Origin of the sequence: Asticcacaulis sp. (assembly GCF_020217185.1) — a bacterium.
Classification (GTDB): domain Bacteria; phylum Pseudomonadota; class Alphaproteobacteria; order Caulobacterales; family Caulobacteraceae; genus Asticcacaulis.
The window spans coordinates 1-17337 of sequence record NZ_JAIWNX010000098.1 but is presented as its reverse complement, the minus strand read 5'-3'; the positions used below and the strand labels follow the sequence as shown (position 1 = coordinate 17337).

The following is a 17337-nucleotide window of genomic DNA, read 5'->3' as shown; positions in this document are numbered from 1 at the left end:
CCGTTTGGGCGCGTCGTCGAATACGAGAGGTTTGAAGGCACACTCACGGGGAAGGCCGAACTGAGCAGCGGGACCTTTGCCATTGTAGAACGTGCTCAAGACTTCGTCCTCGTCCCGTGGCGCGATACCCTCGAAAAGCAGATCGGCCGGGAGATCGGGGGCGTGATGCACGGGCGTGACATCGACTGGAGTTTCGGCATCACCAAGAGCCTCGGCATCGGATTCTGACCACAAGCGTCTGCGAATGAGTCGCAAATCGTGGGAATAGAAGCTGTAGCGTAGAATAGCGTGGTTTGCGGATGATCCTTACGGGTGCATGATCAGGGTGCAAACCCCTGCGGATCATGCCCATGAAACCCCGCCATCACCTCTATCTCGACGACGAACTGACCGCCGAACTGGAGCATCTCGCCTCAAAGCCCGGCGCATCAAAATCGGCCATCGTGACGGCAGCCCTTCGCCAGTACATCAGGGGCGGGGGAGAGGACCAGCGCGACGAGGCCTTGCGCAACCGGCTTGACCGGTTGTCTCGGCAGATAGGCAAACTCGCCTCAGATGTGGACCTTATCATTCAGTCTCAGAGCCAACACGTCTGGCTTCATCTGCTCCTCACCGCCCATGTCCCAGGCCCCGACGAGGCGGAGCGCCGCACGGCATTGAAGCGCTATGAGAAGTACACAAAGAGTGTAGCTGATGCGCTTGCAAAACAAAAGCTATCTGCAAATGCATACAGCTTGCGAAACGAAAGTGAGAATGATGAGGCGTCATCGGATGCCTATGGCGTAGAAGGAGATCGTCACTATGGCTGACCATAATGGAGTGTCGGGCAAGCTTGCCTATCGCGTCAATGAAGCTGTTAAGGCCTCAGGTCTTGGTCGTTCGTTCTTGTACGAGCGTATGTCCAGCGGCGACCTGCCGTCGGTAAAAATCGGTGGCCGGAGGCTCATCATGCACGATGATCTGATGCGCTTTTTGAAGGGGACGGTTTCTCACGAGGAGCACCCCGGAACCAAGGCGCTTGCCTCGTCAAAGAAGGCGTCCCGGCCAAAGCCGGGCAATCGCGCCTCCCAGTTGGAATTCAAGTGGCGGAATTGATATCGCTACCTGGGCCCGCAATGATTTGAAGATCGCTTTGTTTACCGGAAACCACGTTTGCGCAGTACACGGCCCATTCATCCATAAGCCGCCGTCTTTTCTCAAACAGGCTCCCACGTCTATAGGCCGCTTCAGCCTTGTTGCCGATGGTATGCGCCAGCGCCATTTCGCAGACTTCATGGGCGTAGTTCGTGCGCTCGGCGGCCCAATCGCGAAAGCTGGAGCGGAAGCCGTGCACCGTAACATCTATCTCCATGCGCTTCAGAAGTCGCGTCATGGCCATCCCGGAGAGCGCGTCTCCTCGTTCACCCGGAAAAACCTTTCTTTCGCCAAGGCACGCGACCGTCCGCAGTATTTCCGCCGCCCGATCCGAAAGCGGCACTCTGTGTTCTACACCTGCTTTCATCCGCTCTTTCGGCACGGTCCAAACAGCATTGTCGAAGTCAATCTCAGACCAGTCAGCTCCTAAAACCTCCCCGGTACGCGCAGCAGTGAGTATGGTGAATTCGAGAGCTCTTGCCGCAAGCGCATCACGTTTTCTGAGGGCGACCATGAGGGCTGGAATTTCGTCAGAGGGGAGCGCTTTGTGATGGCCACGGGATAGCCTCTTACGGGGCGGTAGAATTTGGGCAATGTGACCCCGCCATCGGGCAGGGTTTTCGCCTGTGCGGAAACCTCTCGCCTTTGCGGAGTCGAGAATAGTTTCAATTCGTCCCCGCACCCGGCTCGCGGTTTCAGGTTTTGCCAGCCAAAGCGGTTCAATAATCCGCAGTACGTGCGGTGTATCAACCTCGGCAACAGGCAAGTCACCTATTACCGGGAACACGTAGGTAGAGAGAGTGTTGGACCACTGTTGTCTGTGTTTGGGGTTTCGCCAGCTCCCTTCGTTGAGTGCAATATATGCCAGAGCCGCCGACCGGAATGTCATCTGCGAAGCGACTAAGGCTGAGTCCCGAGCTTTGGCAGCCGCCTGCCGTTCTGACCTTTCGGCAAGAGGGTCGATACCATCGCGAACCATCCGGAGAAGATCATCGGCTTTGCGGCGCGCATTTGCCAGGCTGATTGAGCCGTCGCCTACTGCGGTTCCAAGGCCGATGTCCCGTCCCTTGCCATTTAACATGAAGCGGAAAACCCACGAGCGGGCTCCTGAAGACTTCACAAGCAAGTAGAGTCCGCCACCGTCCGCATAGCGGCCCGGTGGCTTCGCCTTCACCTCCGCGACGGTGAGTGCGCGGCTAACACGTCTCGGCATCACTGCCCTCCGTTCCCTAAACCGTTCCCTAAATATAAGCTGGTTTTAGGGGAACGCAACCGTACAGTGGCGGACTTCGTTAGTTTAATTAATCCATTTATATAATTGATTTGAAATTGTTTTCTGGACGCCTGCGGACATTGGCGGATTTTAGGTTGGAGGACACCCTGTCCGCCATCATACACAAAGACCGGCCTCAAAAGGGCCGGTCTTTGTGTATGATCGTCGGGGGTGGGGACTCGAACCCACGGGGAAATGGGGTTCGTAACCGAAGCGAAGCGAAGGTTCGGCGGAGCGCAGCGGAGCCAATCCCACCCTGTTCGCCCGTGCGTCAGGCACTTGCCCGTTCGCTATATGCGGCATACCCTGCTAGGCATAAAAGAGGACGCTTCCATGATCGCTACTGTTCTGACTGCGCTTGTTGCGCTGATCCATATCTATATCCTGATCCTTGAGATGTTCCTGTGGCAGAAACCGGCGGGGTTGAAGGCCTTTGGGCTCAGCCGCGAATTTGCGGCGCAGACCAAGACTCTGGCGGCCAATCAGGGGCTTTATAACGGGTTTCTGGCCGCCGGTCTGATCTATGGGCTGGTGCCGGGACCGCACGCTGAGGCCTTCAAGGTCTTCTTTCTGAGCTGCGTCGTGGTGGCCGGGGTCTATGGCGCGGCGACGGCCAGCCGCAAGATTTTGTTTATTCAGGCGCTTCCGGCGGCGCTGGCCCTGATTGCGCTGGGGCTTAATCTTTAGGCAGGTTAACCAAGCCTTTTCCATTTCTTTTTACCCTGTTTGGGCACAGAATGTGTTGAGCGGGGCGTCCCATGTCCACCCAATTGAACCTGATTGCGAAGAGATCAGTGCAAATGCTTGTTTTGGCAAGCCTCTGGCTTCTGGCCGCCTGTGCGGGCGGGCCGAAGCTGAGCACGCGCGACGGGCCGGACGTGGTGAAGAACGGGCAGTATCGCGCCGCTAACCTGCGGCCCTATAAGGTGCGTGGCGACACCTATCGCCCCTATGTGCCGGATATTGGCGACACGCTCACAGGGACAGCGAGTTGGTACGGCCACGAGTCGGGCAGCCTGACGGCGACGGGCGAGCGTTTTGACCCCAATGCCCTGTCGGCGGCGCATAAGACCTGGCCGCTGCCCTCGGTGATTGAGGTGACTAATCTCGACAATGGCCGCACCCTGCGGCTGAGGCTCAATGATCGTGGGCCGTTCGTCGATGGGCGCTTGCTCGATCTGTCGAAGGGGGCCGCCAAGGCCTTGGGCGTGCATCAGACCGGCACGGCACGGGTGCGTATCAAGTTTCTGGGTCCGGCGGAACTGGGGGCACGGCCAACCTATGCCGCGGCATCGCCTGAGCCCTCGGACGGGGATCGCCAGCGGTATCGCGTGCAGGTCGGGGCCTTTTCCGAGCGCGCCAATGCTGAACGGGTCAGCGACCAGTTGCGCGCGCGGGTCGATGAGCGGCGCGGGCTCTATGTCGTGACGCTGGGGCCGTTCGAGGGGGCGCAAAAGGCCGAGCTTTATCGGCAAAAGGTGCTGGCGGCGGGCTATTTTGACGCCATTCTGACGCGCGACGAGTAATTTGGGCGGGTTTTGATTTTAGCCTTGTCTTAGCCCGGCGCTTGGCCGATGTATCGGCAGACATGACCGGTAGATTCATTACATTCGAAGGCGGCGAGGGGGCCGGAAAATCCACCCAGGTGAAGGCGCTGGTGGCGCATCTGCGTGAACTGGGGCTTGAGGTGGTGCAGACGCGCGAACCGGGTGGTTCCAGCGGCGCGGAAGCGCTGCGCGACCTGCTGGTGACCGGTGAGGCGGGGCGCTGGTCGCCGATGTCCGAAACCCTGATGATGTATGCGGCGCGCGCCAACCATCTGGAGCAGGTGATCCGGCCGGCGTTGGAACGCGGGGCGTGGATCGTCTGCGACCGCTTTTCCGATTCCACCCGCGCCTATCAGGGGGCGGGCGGTGGCGTGACGCCGGAGTTGATCGAAAGCATCGACGCCGCCGTGGTGGGGGACACCCAGCCCGATCTGGTCATCGTGATGGATATGCCGCCGGAAACGGGCTTGAAGCGGGCGCTGGCGCGCGGCGATGCCGAAAATCGCTTTGAGTCCAAAGGGCTGGCCTTTCACGAGCGCCTGCGCGAGGGCTTCCGCAAACGCGCCGCCGCGCATCCTGAACGTTATCGCCTGATCGACGCTGACCGCGCGATTGAAGACATCAGGGCCGATATCTGGCGCGTGGTGTCGGATCGCTTTGCCGAACTGAAGGGAAGCTGATATGGCGGTGACCGAAGACGATACCGCCGTCGCCCATCCGCGTCAGGTCTTTGATTTCATTCAGGGTGAGGCGCAGGAGACGGCTTTTCTTGACGCCCTTTCGCGCGGGCGGTTGCATCACGCCTGGCTGCTGTGCGGGCCGGAAGGGGTGGGCAAGGCGACCTTTGCCTACCGCGCGGCGCGCTATCTGATGGGGCATCAGCGGGACAGGGGCTTCGGCATTCTGGGCATGTCCGAAGAGGACCCGGATGCGCGCCTGATCGTGGCGCAGTCGCACCCGGACCTGCTGGTGCTGGAACGCGAGCAGAAGGACGGCAAGACGCGCAAGAACATCACCGTCGATGCGGTGCGCGAAGTGGGAGAGTTTTTTTCCAAGGCGCCGTCGCGCTCGGCCTATCGCGTCTGTATCGTTGATGCCGTCGATGACCTGAATATCAATTCAGCCAATGCCTTGCTGAAGATTCTTGAGGAACCACCTGAACGGGGTTTGCTGTTTCTCATCTCGCATTCGCCGGGCAAGCTGCTGGCCACCATCCGCTCGCGCTGCCGACGTCTGGGCTTTTCACCGTGGGATGATGAGGCCGTTCAGCGCTTTATCGCGGCGCGCGCCGACCTTGGCCCTGAACAACTCGAACGGCTGGTGGTGATGGCCAAGGGCTCACCCGGTAAGGGGTTGCGGCTGTGGGAAGAGGGGGCGCTGGAGATGGATGAACTGGCGGCACGGCTGTTGTCGGATACGCCGCCCGCGCGCTTTGATCTGCTGCCACTGATGACGATGTTCAAGACGAATTCCTCGAAGATCGACGGCCCCAAAAAGTTCGCGCAATTTATTGCTGCGCTCAGTGACCGTGTGCAGGAGCGGGCGCTCAGCGCCGATGCGCCGGCGCGTGGACGGCAATGGTCGGAGCTGTGGGTCAGGCTCAGCACGGTCGTCGCCGAAACCGAAGGCGTCAATCTGGATCGCGGCGAATATTTCTGGTCCATCGTAAATGATATCAAGGCTTTAAGGTAATATGCTCATCGACAGTCACGTCAATCTGCACGCCCCGCAATACGACGAAGACCGTGACGCGGTGATCGACCGGGCGCGTGAGGCCGGGGTGGGGCTGATGGTCAATATCTGCGATCGGGTGTCGAATTTCGAAACCTGCTATGGTTTGACGACGCATCAGGACATCTGGGCCACGGTGGGCACGCACCCGCACGAGGCCAGGGAAAATCCGGACCTTCGCGTAGCCGACCTGCTGACGCTGGCGCAACGGCCCAAGGTGGTCGGTATCGGCGAATGCGGGCTGGATTTTCACTATGACTACAGCCCGCGCGATATTCAGGCGGCCGTGTTCCGCACCCATGTCCACGCGGCGCGCCAAAGTGGCTTGCCGCTGGTGGTCCACACGCGCGAAGCCGATGCGGAAATGTGGGAGATCCTTTCCAACGAACACGCCAAAGGGCCGTTCACCTTTCTGCTGCACTGCTATACGTCCGGGGCGGAGCTGGCGAAGAAGGCGGCCGGGATCGGGGCCTATTTCTCGGTGTCAGGCATTGCCACCTTCAAGGCGGCGCAGGATGTGCGCGACATTATCGCCGACATGCCGGCGGAGCGCATCATCGTCGAAACCGATTGCCCCTATCTGGCGCCCATCCCCATGCGCGGACGGCGCAACGAACCGGCCTATGTGACGCATGTCTATGACAAGCTGGCGGAAATCCGTGGCTGGACGCGCCAAGACACGATTGCGCGAACGACTGACGCCTTCTACGCCCTGTTCAAGCGGATCCCGCGCGCATGAGACGGTTGAGGACCACCATACTGGGCTCAGGCTGTTCGACGGGCGTGCCGCGTGCCGATGGGTTTTGGGGGCGCTGCGATCCGCACAACCCGAAGAACCGCCGCAGCCGCTGTTCGGCCCTGTTTCAGGCCTTTGATCCGTCTTCCCCGGATCAGGCAACCAATGTGGTGGTCGATACGTCTCCGGATTTTCGCACCCAGATCATGCAGACGGGCATTGATCATCTGGATGCCGTGCTGTGGACGCACGATCATGCCGACCAGACGCACGGCATAGATGACATGCGGGCCTTTGCGCTTTTGCGCAAAATGCAGGTGCCGGGCTATATGGACGAAGCGACGCGTCAGACCCTACTCAGCCGGTTCGATTATATTTTTACAGGTAAGTTCGGTTATCCGCCGATCTGCGCGCCGATGGTCCTGCCGTCCTTCGGGGAGAGGTTTCATCTGACGGGTGAGGGCGGCGAGGTGCCGGTCGTCACCTTCGATCAGATCCACGGCCCTATCCGCTCCGTCGGCTATCGTATCGGGGACGTGGCCTATTCCAGCGACATCAGCGACCTGCCGGAAGACAGCTTTGCGCAGCTCTACGGGCTCAAGGTCTGGATTGTGGATGCCCTGCGTTATGCGCCGCACCCGACCCACGCGCATCTCGATCTGGCGCTGGAATGGATCGCACGCGTCAAGCCTGACTTGGCCGTGCTAACCAATCTGCATCAGGAAATGGATTACGAAGAATTGCTGGCGAAACTGCCCGACGGTGTCGTCCCTGCCTATGATCAGATGATGATCGATACGGAGTTTTAGGAAGCCTGTTCGGGGTGGGGAAGGTTGGAACGCAAAAAAGAACGACTTAAAAAATTGAATAAAATTATGGGCTTTAAAAACAAACCCACCCCGAACGTTTTCAATTCATCATATTTACAGAGCGTTGTCATTTGAAATTTTGCATAGCAGCATTAGCTACATTTCATGCAAACAATTGTTAATAATAATAAAAATGCATCTTTCGTTACAATGTTTAAAAATTCGTGATTGTGCACCGCATTAGGATGGCAGCGTGATCAGGCACACCGCCTGTGCGGCCAGTCCTTCTTCGCGACCGGTGAAGCCCATTTTTTCAGTGGTTGTGGCCTTGATACTGACTCGCGACACATCAAGCGCGAGAATGTCGGCCACCCTCTGACGCATGGCCTCCCGATGCGGCTTGATCTTTGGGCGCTCGCAAATCAGGGTCACATCGACATTGACGATTTCCCCCCCGCGCTGGCGGATCAGTTCGGCCGCATGACGCAAAAACAAGTCAGATGGCGCGCCCTTCCATTGCGGGTCGGTGGGCGGGAAGTGATCACCGATATCCCCTAGTCCCGCTGCCCCCAGAAGAGCATCGGTCAGGGCGTGCAGGCCAGCATCGGCATCGGAATGGCCGATCAGGGTCTGATCGTGGGTGATTTCCACGCCGCACAGCCACACGCTTTCGCCAGGCCCCCAGCGGTGGGCGTCAAAGCCCTGACCGATACGCATCTGTTGAGCGGGCATAAAGGCCTCCAGCACGGCAAAATCTTCGGGATAGGTGAGTTTTTGAAGCCGCTGCGCCCCTTCGACGATCTCAACCCTGATCCCGGCGGCGGCGGCCACCATGGCCTCATCCGTGGCCTCGACTTCACCCGTCCACTGGGCATAGGCGTCGGCTATGTCTTTCAGGCGGAAGGCCTGAGGGGTCTGGGCGCGCCACAGGCCGTTACGCGACGGCGCGTCAATGATGCGGCCATCTTCGGCGCGCTTCAGCGAGTCGGTGACCGGTACGGCCAGAATGGCGGCGCGCGCCGTATGCAGCCGAGCCACCAGCGCTTCAATCAGATCGACGCTCAGCAGGGGCCGCGCCGCATCGTGGATCAGCACGAGATCATCCGGCGCAGCGGTTTCGTGCAAGGCGTTGAGGCCGCTTTGCACCGAAAGGGCGCGCGTGGCACCGCCCGGCACGACGCGCACCCGCTCCAGCCCCTGAAGCGTCAGGGTGGCGTGATCAAGGTCGTCACGCGGCACGACCACCACGATGTCGGCGGCTCCGGCACGGGCAAAGGCTTCGATTGACCAGTTTAGGACAGGCTTGCCGCGCAACGGCATCCATTGCTTTTTGCCGCCTGATCTCTGACCCGAACCGCCGGCAACGATGATCGCATTGAAACTCATGGCTTTGTCTTAATCGGACGTCGCCCATTGCGTAAAGAGGGCTTCGCGGTTATTTCGCGCCCATGATGACGCACAGTCTTAGGATCGGAGATGTGGAGATTGCCGGGCGCGCCCTGATCGCGCCTATGACCGGCGTGTCTGATCTGCCGTTCCGCCGCATGGCGTCGAAGCTGGGGGCTGCCTATGCGGCCACCGAGATGGTGGCCTGCGCCGAGCTGGAGCGCGGGCGTCCGGACGTGGTGCGCAAATTCGCTCTGGGGGAACATGCTGGCCTGAAGATCGTGCAACTGATCGGCAAGGACCCGGACTTTATCGCACGCGGTGCGGCTCTGGCCGAAGCGTCGGGCGCGCAAATTGTCGATCTCAACTTTGGTTGCCCGGCCAAGGAGGTGACTGGCGTGCTGTGTGGATCGGCCTTGATGCGCGACCTCGATGCCGCCAGCCGCCTGATGGAGGCGGCCGTCAGCGCGACCTCGCGACCGGTGACGGTCAAGATGCGGATGGGCTGGGACGACCACAGCCGTAATGCCCCGGAACTGGCCCGCCGGGCTGAGGCCATCGGGGTGCAGGCGGTGACGGTGCATGGTCGCACGCGCCAGCAGTTTTACAAAGGGGAGGCCGACTGGGCCTTTGTGCGGCAGGTCAAGGCCGCGGTGTCCATCCCCGTCATCGTCAATGGCGACATTACTGATGGTGACACAGCGCGCGAGGCTCTGACCCAATCCGGAGCCGATGGCCTGATGATCGGGCGCGGCGTCTATGGACGTCCGTGGCTGGCGGCGCAACTCGATGCGGCGTTGAGCGGCGAAAATCCGCCTGAGCCAACCGGATCGGCGCGTCTGGAACTGATCCTCGAACATATGCACGACAGTCTCGGCTTCTATGGCGACGGTCTGGGCCTCAAAATGTTCAAGAAGCATCTGGGCTGGTATATTGAAGCTGGCGATTATAGCGAAGACCCGGCGACTCGGCGTCAGGATAAGGCACGGCTATGCCGTCTGGACGATCCCGCGATCATCGAACGGGAGTTGAGCGCCCTGTTTGTGTGATACCCGTTTAGGGGAATCCGAAAACATTTCGTGATCGCGTGTCGGCAAATTCGCCGCATTCCTGCAACATAGATGTTGATATTTGGACACAGTAGTGCACAAATGCCACCCTCAGAGCGTACTGCGTTAGCACACAAACTCAGCACGCTCTGAGGTTTGTTTGAACGCGCAATTTATCCATAAAGTGGTGGCCACTTTATCGGATTGCGCTCCATTGTGGCATCTGGAAAGCCGGGTTTTGAAAGACACAGGTATCAAACGGCGCTTCGGCCTTTCGTGGGCCCGAATGACGCGGGGGCTGAAAAATGCCAGCCGTGGCCGTCTGGCTATGGTCAGTGCCTATGGCCTGTCGGCCCTGATGACGGCCTTCATCATCTGGATCATCATTGCGGCGCCCGGCGCCGGGCCGCTGGGGCCCTCGAGCGTCTTTCTGTTCAGCCTTGTCTGTCTGAATCTGGCGCTACTGCTGGGCCTGAGCTTCTTCGTGTTGCGACGGGTGCTGCAACTGGCGCGATCACGGGCCAAGGATGCGGGAACGCGCCTGCATGTGCGCTTTGTGACTCTGTTCGCTCTGGCGGCGGTGACGCCGGCCTTCGTCGTGGCTCTCTTCTTTGGTGTGCTGGTCAACCGCGGCGTGGAAACGTGGTTTTCAGCGCGGGTGCAATCGTCGGTCGAAAACAGCGCCGATATCGGGGCGGCCTTTATCGAGACCCAGACCAATACGGCGCGCGACACGCTGACCGACATTGCGCGCGACCTGCAACGCCCGGAACTGATCCGTATGTTTTCGGAGCGCCTCAGCTTTTCGCAGGCCCTGCGTGAACTGATTTCGATCCGCGGGGAACTGGCGGCGGTCTATATTATCGACGACAGCGGGCAGGTGCTGGCGCGGGCGGAAAACCCCGGCGCGCCTCCCTACCTGGCGCCCAATCAGGTGGCCATAGATACAGCCAATGAAGGCGATATCGGCGGCGGTCTGTTTGCGGCACCGGACACGATCCGCATGATCTATCCGCTTCAGGGTTACAACGGGGCCAAGCTTTATGCGGTCAAAACCCTGACGCCCGGCATCGTGCCCAAGGTGCAAAGTGCCAAGGAAGCCATTGATGCGCTTCGGGAATCCGCCCGCAATTCGGTCCGCGTGCAGGGCGTGTTTGCGCTGGCCTATATGGAGACCGTGCTGCTGGTCCTGATCGGCGCCATCTGGGTCGGCACCTCGGCGGCGGACTCCATCGCCGTGCCCGTCGCCCGGCTGGTGCAGGCGGCGGACAAGGTGGCGTCGGGTGACCTCAATGCGCGCGTCATGACCGACAAGCAGTCCGAAGACATCGCCGTCCTGTCCCGCGCCTTCAATCGCATGACCAGCGACCTGCAAAGCCAGCAGGCAGCGCTGAAATCAGCCAATGAAGAAGCTGAGGAACGCCGCCGCTTCATCGAAACCGTGCTGTCGGAAATTTCGGCGGGCATTATCGGTATCGACGAAAACGAGCAGATTTCGGCCATCAACCGGCACGCCGCTCACTTCCTGTCGATCCCCACCGAAGAGTCTTTCGGGCAGCATATCCGCGAACTGGCCCCGGAAATCTGCGAGCTTCTCGACAAGGTAACGCCGCACAAGGTCGAGGAAGCCGAGGTCGATCTGGTGCGCAAGGGCGATACGCGCCGCGTGCGCGTGCGCGCCTCATCGCTGGATACGGGCGGCGCGGTTCTGACCTTCGACGACATCACACGCCTTGTGGCCGCCCAGCGCAACGCCGCCTGGAAGGATGTGGCGCGCCGCATCGCGCATGAGATCAAAAATCCCCTGACACCGATCCAGTTGTCGGCGGAACGTCTGAAGCGCAAATACCGCTCACAGATCGAAACCGATGGCGAAACCTTCGATCGCCTGACCGACACGATTGTACGGCAGGTGGGCGATATAGGGCGTATGGTCGATGAGTTTTCGGCTTTTGCGCGGATGCCAGTCCCGAACTTTGCCGAAGAAGACGCGGCGGAACTTGTGCGCCAGATGGTCTTTTCGCAGCGCGTGGCCAAGCCGGATGTGCAGATCGACATTGTCGAGCCGTTGCCGGAAGTCACAGTCGTCTGCGACGGTCGCCTTCTGTCGCAGGCGCTGGGCAATGTGCTCAAAAATGGCGGAGAGGCGATCGTCTCACGCCATATGGCCAATGGCGGCGGTGAGGGCGGTCAGATGCGGGTTGAAATGCACCTGAGCGACGGGTTCCTGACGATCGAAATCGAGGATGACGGTATCGGTTTGCCGGATAAGGACCGCGACCGTCTGACCGAACCCTATGTAACCACGCGCGAAAAGGGGACGGGGCTCGGCCTCGCCATCGTCAAGCGTATTCTCGAAGATCATGGCGGCGAATTCTATCTGGCGGACGCCGTCCATCTGAGCGGGGCACGGGCCATATTGCGGTTACCCAAGACCCAGGCTCCGGCTCAAACCAATGAAGCTCCCGATAGCGGGGCAAGACTGATGAGGGTGTGATGAAGGTATCATCTGGCGTAGATATTCTGGTGGTCGATGACGAGGCCGATATCCGCGAACTGATCGCGGGCATCCTCGAAGACGAAGGCTATTCGGTCAGAACGGCCGCCGACTCTGGCGCGGCGTTACGGGCGATCAAGGCGCGCAAACCGTCCTTGTGCGTGCTCGACATCTGGATGCAGGGCGGCGGGCTGGACGGGCTGGAACTGCTCGATGTCATCCGCGAACTGGACCCGGATATTCCGGCCATCATGATTTCGGGCCACGGCACCATCGAAACCGCCGTCTCGGCCATCAAGCGCGGCGCTTACGACTTTATCGAAAAGCCGTTTAAAACCGAGCGCTTGATCATGGTGGTTCAGAGAGCGCTTGAACTGGCGTCTTTGCGCCGTGAAAACCGCCGCCTGCGCGGTCAGGCCGTGGTTCCGGATGGCTTAATCGGCAATTCGGCGGCGGCGCAGCTTCTGCGCACCACCATCGCCAAGGTCGCGCCGGCCAATTCGCGCATCATGATCTCCGGGCCCGCCGGGTCGGGCAAGGAACTGGTGGCGCGCATGATCCACGAAGCCAGCCCCCGCGCGCGCTGCGAATTTGTGCCTATCTCGTCCGCCGGAGTAACACCGGAGCGTCTTGACGTCGAACTGTTCGGTGAAGAGGGCGAAGAGGGCCGCCCGCGCAAGATCGGCGTGTTTGAGCGCGCGCACGGCGGCACCCTGTTCCTCGACGAAGTGGCCGACATGCCGATGGAGTCGCAAAGCCGCATCCTGCGGGTGCTGGTCGAACAGCGCTTCGTGCGCGTTGGCGGCGTCAATGACGTGCAGGTCGATGTGCGCGTCATTTCCTCGACCTCCAAGGATCTGACGCAGGAAATCGCCGCCGGGCGTTTCCGCGAAGACCTGTTCCACCGCCTCAATGTGGTGCCGGTGCGCGTCCCCGGCCTGTCTGAACGCCGCAGCGATATCGCCGAACTGGTCAACTACTTCATCGAGCGCATTTCGCGTGCTCAGGGCCTGCCCAAGCGCACCCTGTCCGAAGATGCTATGGCGACGCTTCAGGTGCACGAATGGCCGGGCAATGTCCGCCAACTGCGCAACAATATCGAGCGCCTGCTGATCCTGGCCTCCGGCGATCCCTCCGAGCCGATCACGGCGCAGATGTTGCCGGCTGAGGTGGTGGAATCGGCCGTGGCCGGGGCCATCCGCCCGGAGCGGATCATCGCCCTGCCGCTGCGTGACGCCCGCGAAGTGTTCGAACGCGAATATCTGTCGTCGCAAATCGTGCGCTTCGGCGGCAATATTTCGCGGACTGCGAACTTTATCGGCATGGAGCGCTCGGCCCTGCACCGCAAGCTGAAGTCGCTGGGTCTGGCCCATATTCGCGGCGTTGAGGACGAAGAGGTGTAAGGCGAGGGGCTCGTGCCCTAACCGTGTGCTCAGCCTTGACGTTCGTGGCTGAACAGTTAAGGGGGTCAAGGGGCCTGCGGCCCCTTGAGTTTTTTGTGTTTTTTGGGGGCCTGCGGCCCCTTGAGTCTTTTTTCTTTTTGCGAGCCTGAGTCTCTTTGAGGCGTTCCGGTTTATTGAGATTACCATGTCCCGTATTGCCTATGTGAACGGTGCCTATGTGCGCCATGTCGATGCTGCCGTGCATATTGAGGATCGCGGCTATCAGTTTGCCGACGCCGTCTATGAGGTGTGGTCGGTGTTTGGCGGGCAACTGGCCGATCTGGCGGGGCATCTCAACCGGCTGGAGCGGAGTTTGCGCGAGTTGCATATCGCCATGCCGATGCCGCGCGCCGCTCTGGTGGTGGTGCTGAACGAGGTCATTCGTCACAATCGCATCAGTGAGGGTCTGGTCTATCTTCAGGTGAGCCGCGGAGTGGCCCCGCGCGACCACGTCTTCCCGACGGAGCCGGTCAAACCGGCTCTGGTTATCACCGCCAGGCCAGTGGACCGTCAGGCGGCCGAAGTGAAGGCGCGCAAGGGCATCCGTGTGGTCTCGGCCTCCGACAACCGCTGGGGCCGCTGCGATATCAAAACGGTCGGGCTGTTGCCCAATGTGCTGGCCAAACAGGCGGCACGTGAGGTGGGGGCTTCCGATGTGATCTTTGTTGATGCCGAAGGTTTTGTGACCGAAGGCGGGTCGGCCAATGTCTATATCGTCACCGCAGAGGGCGAGGTGAAGACGCGCAGCCTGCGCGCCAATATCCTGCCGGGCGTGACGCGCATCAGCCTGCTCGACATCCTGCGGGCAGAGGGTGTGGATGTCTCCGAAGGCGCTTTCACGCTGGAGGAAGCCAAACGCGCCAAAGAGGCCTTCCTGTCGGCGGCCTCGACCTTCGTTATGCCCATCGTGCAGATTGACGATTCGCTGATCGGTGATGGTGTGCCGGGCGAATTGTCGCTGCGGCTGCGTGAGGCCTATATCCAGCGGGCGCGGCGTTCCGCTGGTATTGACCTGTAAAGGTTTGGAATTCCACCGAAATATTATGTTATGTAGTGTTCGGTTGAATTGTCCCCCGATTGTCGCCTATGATACTTCACGAAATTATGTGCGCCTGTGCGTTGTGATTTCGTGACTTTTGCTTATGTCTGTGTGTGAAGCCCGTTTTGGGCTCGCAATGTCTAACAAGAAGGGCGACTAAATGTCCCACGAAAAGAAACAAAACCTGCAGGACACGTTCCTCAACAGCGTTCGTAAATCCAAAACGCCTCTCACCATCTTCCTGATCAACGGCGTCAAGCTTCAGGGCATCGTCAGCTGGTTTGATAATTTCTGCGTGCTGCTGCGCCGCGACGGTCAGTCGCAACTGGTCTATAAGCACGCGATCTCGACCATCATGCCTGCTGCGCCGGTGCAGTTGTATGAGCAGGAAGAAGACTCGGACGATTAAGTCGCGCTCCGATCACTGGTCGGATCACGCCTTGATCTTTTCGCTTTGACGCACATCTGATCCAAAAACCGTTTACACTTTTTGGGATGTGCGTCTTGTCGTCCAAAGGACTCTTTTGAGCACCAAATTTGTAAACCGCACGCCGGAAACCCAGCGTGCGGTCATTATCGACCCCGACATGGCCGCTCCGCACGCGCCGTCTTCGCCGCGTCAGCCTCAGGGTGTGCCCGCGGCGCGGCGCTATGATGAGTCACGTCTGGACGAAGCCGCCGGCCTGGCCATCGCCCTCGACCTTGAAATTGTCGCCGCAGAGACGGCGCGGGTGCGCAAGCCCAACCCGGCCACGCTTTTCGGTTCCGGCAAGGTCGAGGAGATTGTGACGCTGTGCGAAGAGGTCGAAGCCGATCTCGTCATCGTCAACACCACCCTGACGCCGATTCAGCAGCGCAATCTCGAAAAGGCCTGGGAACGCAAGGTCATCGACCGCACCGGCCTTATTCTCGAAATTTTCGGCCGTCGCGCCCGCACACGCGAGGGCAAGCTTCAGGTCGAACTGGCGCGGCTGGAATACGAACGCTCGCGGCTGGTGCGGACCTGGACCCACCTTGAGCGTCAGCGCGCCACCGGTACGACCGGCGGGCCCGGCGAAACCCAGATCGAACTCGACCGCCGTATGATCGCCGACAAGATCAAGCTGCTCAAGGGGGAACTGGACGAGGTGCGCCGCACCCGCAGCCTGCACCGCAGCGCGCGCAAGAAGGTGCCGTACCCGATTGTGGCGCTGGTCGGCTATACCAATGCTGGCAAGTCGACCCTGTTCAATCACCTGACTCGCGCCGAAGTGCTGGCCAAGGACATGCTGTTCGCCACGCTCGACACGACGCTGCGCACCCTGAAACTGCCGGGCGGACGGGCCGCCATCATTTCCGATACGGTGGGCTTTATCTCCGATCTGCCGCACGAACTGGTCGCCGCCTTCCGCGCCACGCTGGAAGAGGTGCTGGAAGCCGATCTGATCCTGCACGTGCGCGACATGTCAAATCCTGAAAGCGACGCGCAGGCGCAGGACGTGATGCAGGTGCTGACCCATATCCATCCGGACCTCGATAAATCGCGTCTGATCGAGGTATGGAACAAGATCGACCTGCTGGACGAAGAAGCTCGCGACATCCTCTACAGCCGTGCCGTGCTGGATCGCGCCATGAACAAGCCGATCATGGTGTCGGCGATCACGGGCGAGGGGATTGAAAAACTCCTCAGCGACATCGCGCTCAAGGTGGATGAGGCAGGCACCGAAATCGACGTCGAACTGGCGCCGCAGGACGGTCAGCTTCTGGCCTTTCTGTACACTCAGGGCCGCGTGCTGGATCGGTTTGATGACGAAACCGGTCATATCCACCTAAAGGTCAAGCTCTCGGATCAGGCCTTGGGCCGCTATGAGCAGATGACGGGCCGGGCATAGATTTTTCGATACAGCGCTTGGCGGGCACGGCTTATTGTCGTACAAATTTCCCAATCAAAAAGGGAAATGCCAATGAACGGAAATCTTTGGGCCGCCTCGACCGCGGTGCTGAGCCTGCTGTGCAGTGTCGCTTCGGCGGAAACCGTGCGGGTCGATGCGCAGATGGCGCCTCCGGCGCCGCGCGAAGGCCTGTTGAAGATGGGGACAGGCCTGTCGCCTTCGGGCCAGGTCATCAGCGTCAATGATCGCTATCTGACGCTTGCTGGCAAACCTGTTTTGCCGGTTATGGGGGAGTTTCATTATACCCGTTTTCCGGAACAATACTGGGAAGAACAACTCCTCAAGATGAAGGCGGCGGGCGTCACCGTCGTCGCCACCTATGTCATCTGGCAGCACCACGAGGAACGCCCCGGCAGCTTTGATTGGAGCGGGAACCGAAACCTTCGTAAATTCATACAGTTGGCGCAGAAACACGGCCTCTATGTCTATCTGCGTCCCGGCCCCTGGGCCCATGCGGAAGTGCGCTTTGGCGGCATTCCGGACTGGGTGGTCGATTCCGTCCCGACGCGCAGTAACGACCCGACCTATCTTGGCTATGTCGATGCCTTCTTCGAACAGGTGGCCGAACAGGCGAGGGGGCTTTTGTGGAAGGACGGCGGCCCCGTTATCGGCATTCAGATCGAGAACGAATATAACCGCACCGGGCCGCTTCAGGGACGCGATCACATTTCCCGATTGAAGGAGATGTTGCGCGCACATGGCTTTGATGTGCCGCTGTACACGGTCACCGGCTGGGACAATGCGGTGTTTCCACGTGCAGAGG

General features: G+C 60.2%; 18 protein-coding genes. 16 read left to right on the top strand and 2 right to left on the bottom strand.

The genetic code is table 11. From position 1 onward, the window contains the following. From LDL37_RS04945 to LDL37_RS04935, 3 genes are all read left to right on the top strand, one after another. Positions 1-228: DUF3363 domain-containing protein (locus LDL37_RS04945; RefSeq protein WP_290795157.1), on the top strand; the 228-nt coding region annotated here is incomplete at its 5' end. A 122-nt stretch (positions 229-350) separates the two neighbouring features. Next, positions 351-809 carry a CopG family transcriptional regulator gene (locus LDL37_RS04940; RefSeq protein WP_290795152.1) on the top strand — a complete coding sequence of 153 codons (459 nt, stop codon included), beginning with the start codon at positions 351-353 and terminating at the stop codon, positions 807-809. Beyond that, positions 802-1095 (top strand): helix-turn-helix domain-containing protein, encoded by a 294-nt coding sequence (locus tag LDL37_RS04935; RefSeq protein WP_290795150.1) that lies wholly within the window; start codon positions 802-804, stop codon positions 1093-1095. Before LDL37_RS04940 ends, LDL37_RS04935 begins: the two co-directional genes overlap by 8 nt. Here LDL37_RS04935 and LDL37_RS04930 read toward each other — a convergent pair. Next, positions 1079-2347: a site-specific integrase gene (locus tag LDL37_RS04930; RefSeq protein WP_290795148.1), complete on the bottom strand. Its 1269-nt coding sequence runs from the start codon at positions 2345-2347 to the stop codon at positions 1079-1081. The two genes, LDL37_RS04935 and LDL37_RS04930, sit on opposite strands and share 17 nt — an antisense overlap. 393 nt (positions 2348-2740) lie before the next feature. On the opposite strand from LDL37_RS04930, the gene LDL37_RS04925 reads away from it, so the two are divergent. From LDL37_RS04925 to LDL37_RS04900, 6 genes are all read left to right on the top strand, one after another. Next, positions 2741-3094, top strand: coding sequence for a DUF1304 domain-containing protein (locus LDL37_RS04925; RefSeq protein ID WP_290795146.1), 354 nt, complete (start codon positions 2741-2743; stop codon positions 3092-3094). Positions 3095-3207: 113 nt separating this feature from the next. After that, the gene (locus tag LDL37_RS04920) at positions 3208-3933 is read left to right on the top strand and encodes an SPOR domain-containing protein (RefSeq protein WP_290795143.1); all 726 of its coding nucleotides are present in this window, start codon (positions 3208-3210) and stop codon (positions 3931-3933) included. 62 nt (positions 3934-3995) lie between these two features. Beyond that, complete coding sequence (gene tmk, locus LDL37_RS04915; protein WP_290795141.1) at positions 3996-4634, top strand: dTMP kinase; 639 nt, start codon at positions 3996-3998, stop codon at positions 4632-4634. A 1-nt stretch (position 4635) separates the two neighbouring features. Beyond that, positions 4636-5646: a DNA polymerase III subunit delta' gene (locus tag LDL37_RS04910; protein ID WP_290795139.1), complete on the top strand. Its 1011-nt coding sequence runs from the start codon at positions 4636-4638 to the stop codon at positions 5644-5646. A gap of 1 nt (position 5647) precedes the next feature. Continuing rightward, positions 5648-6424 carry a TatD family hydrolase gene (locus LDL37_RS04905; protein WP_290795137.1) on the top strand — a complete coding sequence of 259 codons (777 nt, stop codon included), beginning with the start codon at positions 5648-5650 and terminating at the stop codon, positions 6422-6424. Beyond that, on the top strand, positions 6421-7230 hold the full coding sequence (locus LDL37_RS04900) for an MBL fold metallo-hydrolase (protein ID WP_290795135.1): 810 nt from the start codon (positions 6421-6423) through the stop codon (positions 7228-7230). Before LDL37_RS04905 ends, LDL37_RS04900 begins: the two co-directional genes overlap by 4 nt. A 240-nt stretch (positions 7231-7470) precedes the next feature. Here the strand turns inward: LDL37_RS04900 and LDL37_RS04895 are convergent, their stop codons facing one another. Further along, positions 7471-8616, bottom strand: a complete 1146-nt coding sequence (locus LDL37_RS04895; protein ID WP_290795133.1) for a bifunctional 2-C-methyl-D-erythritol 4-phosphate cytidylyltransferase/2-C-methyl-D-erythritol 2,4-cyclodiphosphate synthase — start codon at positions 8614-8616, stop codon at positions 7471-7473. 65 nt (positions 8617-8681) lie between these two features. Between LDL37_RS04895 and dusB the strand changes: the two genes are divergently transcribed. From dusB to LDL37_RS04860, 7 genes are all read left to right on the top strand, one after another. Beyond that, the gene (gene dusB / locus LDL37_RS04890) at positions 8682-9665 is read left to right on the top strand and encodes a tRNA dihydrouridine synthase DusB (protein ID WP_290795158.1); all 984 of its coding nucleotides are present in this window, start codon (positions 8682-8684) and stop codon (positions 9663-9665) included. A 286-nt stretch (positions 9666-9951) separates the two neighbouring features. Next, positions 9952-12162, top strand: coding sequence for a PAS domain-containing sensor histidine kinase (locus LDL37_RS04885; protein WP_290795130.1), 2211 nt, complete (start codon positions 9952-9954; stop codon positions 12160-12162). Beyond that, entirely contained in the window at positions 12162-13565 is a 1404-nt protein-coding gene (locus LDL37_RS04880) for a sigma-54 dependent transcriptional regulator (protein WP_013480331.1), read from the top strand. Before LDL37_RS04885 ends, LDL37_RS04880 begins: the two co-directional genes overlap by 1 nt. Positions 13566-13749: 184 nt before the next feature. Beyond that, complete coding sequence (locus LDL37_RS04875) at positions 13750-14622, top strand: D-amino-acid transaminase (RefSeq protein WP_290795128.1); 873 nt, start codon at positions 13750-13752, stop codon at positions 14620-14622. A gap of 181 nt (positions 14623-14803) precedes the next feature. Next, on the top strand, positions 14804-15052 hold the full coding sequence (gene hfq, locus LDL37_RS04870) for an RNA chaperone Hfq (protein ID WP_013480329.1): 249 nt from the start codon (positions 14804-14806) through the stop codon (positions 15050-15052). Positions 15053-15167: 115 nt separating this feature from the next. After that, positions 15168-16514: a GTPase HflX gene (gene hflX, locus LDL37_RS04865; protein WP_290795125.1), complete on the top strand. Its 1347-nt coding sequence runs from the start codon at positions 15168-15170 to the stop codon at positions 16512-16514. 72 nt (positions 16515-16586) lie between these two features. Beyond that, positions 16587-17337, top strand: a 751-nt coding sequence (locus LDL37_RS04860) for a beta-galactosidase (RefSeq protein WP_290795123.1), incomplete at its 3' end; no start/stop codon positions are given.

Bases quoted from the DNA above. Each gene is read 5' to 3' on its own strand.
- LDL37_RS04895 (WP_290795133.1), bottom strand. From the start codon at position 8,616: ATGAGTTTCAATGCGATCATCGTTGCCGGCGGTTCGGGTCAGAGATCA.
- LDL37_RS04940 (WP_290795152.1), top strand. From the start codon at position 351: ATGAAACCCCGCCATCACCTCTATCTCGACGACGAACTGACCGCCGAA.
- LDL37_RS04885 (WP_290795130.1), top strand. From the start codon at position 9,952: ATGACGCGGGGGCTGAAAAATGCCAGCCGTGGCCGTCTGGCTATGGTC.
- LDL37_RS04905 (WP_290795137.1), top strand. From the start codon at position 5,648: ATGCTCATCGACAGTCACGTCAATCTGCACGCCCCGCAATACGACGAA.
- LDL37_RS04935 (WP_290795150.1), top strand. From the start codon at position 802: ATGGCTGACCATAATGGAGTGTCGGGCAAGCTTGCCTATCGCGTCAAT.
- LDL37_RS04925 (WP_290795146.1), top strand. From the start codon at position 2,741: ATGATCGCTACTGTTCTGACTGCGCTTGTTGCGCTGATCCATATCTAT.
- dusB (WP_290795158.1), top strand. From the start codon at position 8,682: ATGACGCACAGTCTTAGGATCGGAGATGTGGAGATTGCCGGGCGCGCC.
- LDL37_RS04880 (WP_013480331.1), top strand. From the start codon at position 12,162: ATGAAGGTATCATCTGGCGTAGATATTCTGGTGGTCGATGACGAGGCC.
- tmk (WP_290795141.1), top strand. From the start codon at position 3,996: ATGACCGGTAGATTCATTACATTCGAAGGCGGCGAGGGGGCCGGAAAA.
- LDL37_RS04920 (WP_290795143.1), top strand. From the start codon at position 3,208: ATGCTTGTTTTGGCAAGCCTCTGGCTTCTGGCCGCCTGTGCGGGCGGG.
- LDL37_RS04875 (WP_290795128.1), top strand. From the start codon at position 13,750: ATGTCCCGTATTGCCTATGTGAACGGTGCCTATGTGCGCCATGTCGAT.
- LDL37_RS04910 (WP_290795139.1), top strand. From the start codon at position 4,636: ATGGCGGTGACCGAAGACGATACCGCCGTCGCCCATCCGCGTCAGGTC.
- LDL37_RS04930 (WP_290795148.1), bottom strand. From the start codon at position 2,347: ATGCCGAGACGTGTTAGCCGCGCACTCACCGTCGCGGAGGTGAAGGCG.
- LDL37_RS04900 (WP_290795135.1), top strand. From the start codon at position 6,421: ATGAGACGGTTGAGGACCACCATACTGGGCTCAGGCTGTTCGACGGGC.
- hfq (WP_013480329.1), top strand. From the start codon at position 14,804: ATGTCCCACGAAAAGAAACAAAACCTGCAGGACACGTTCCTCAACAGC.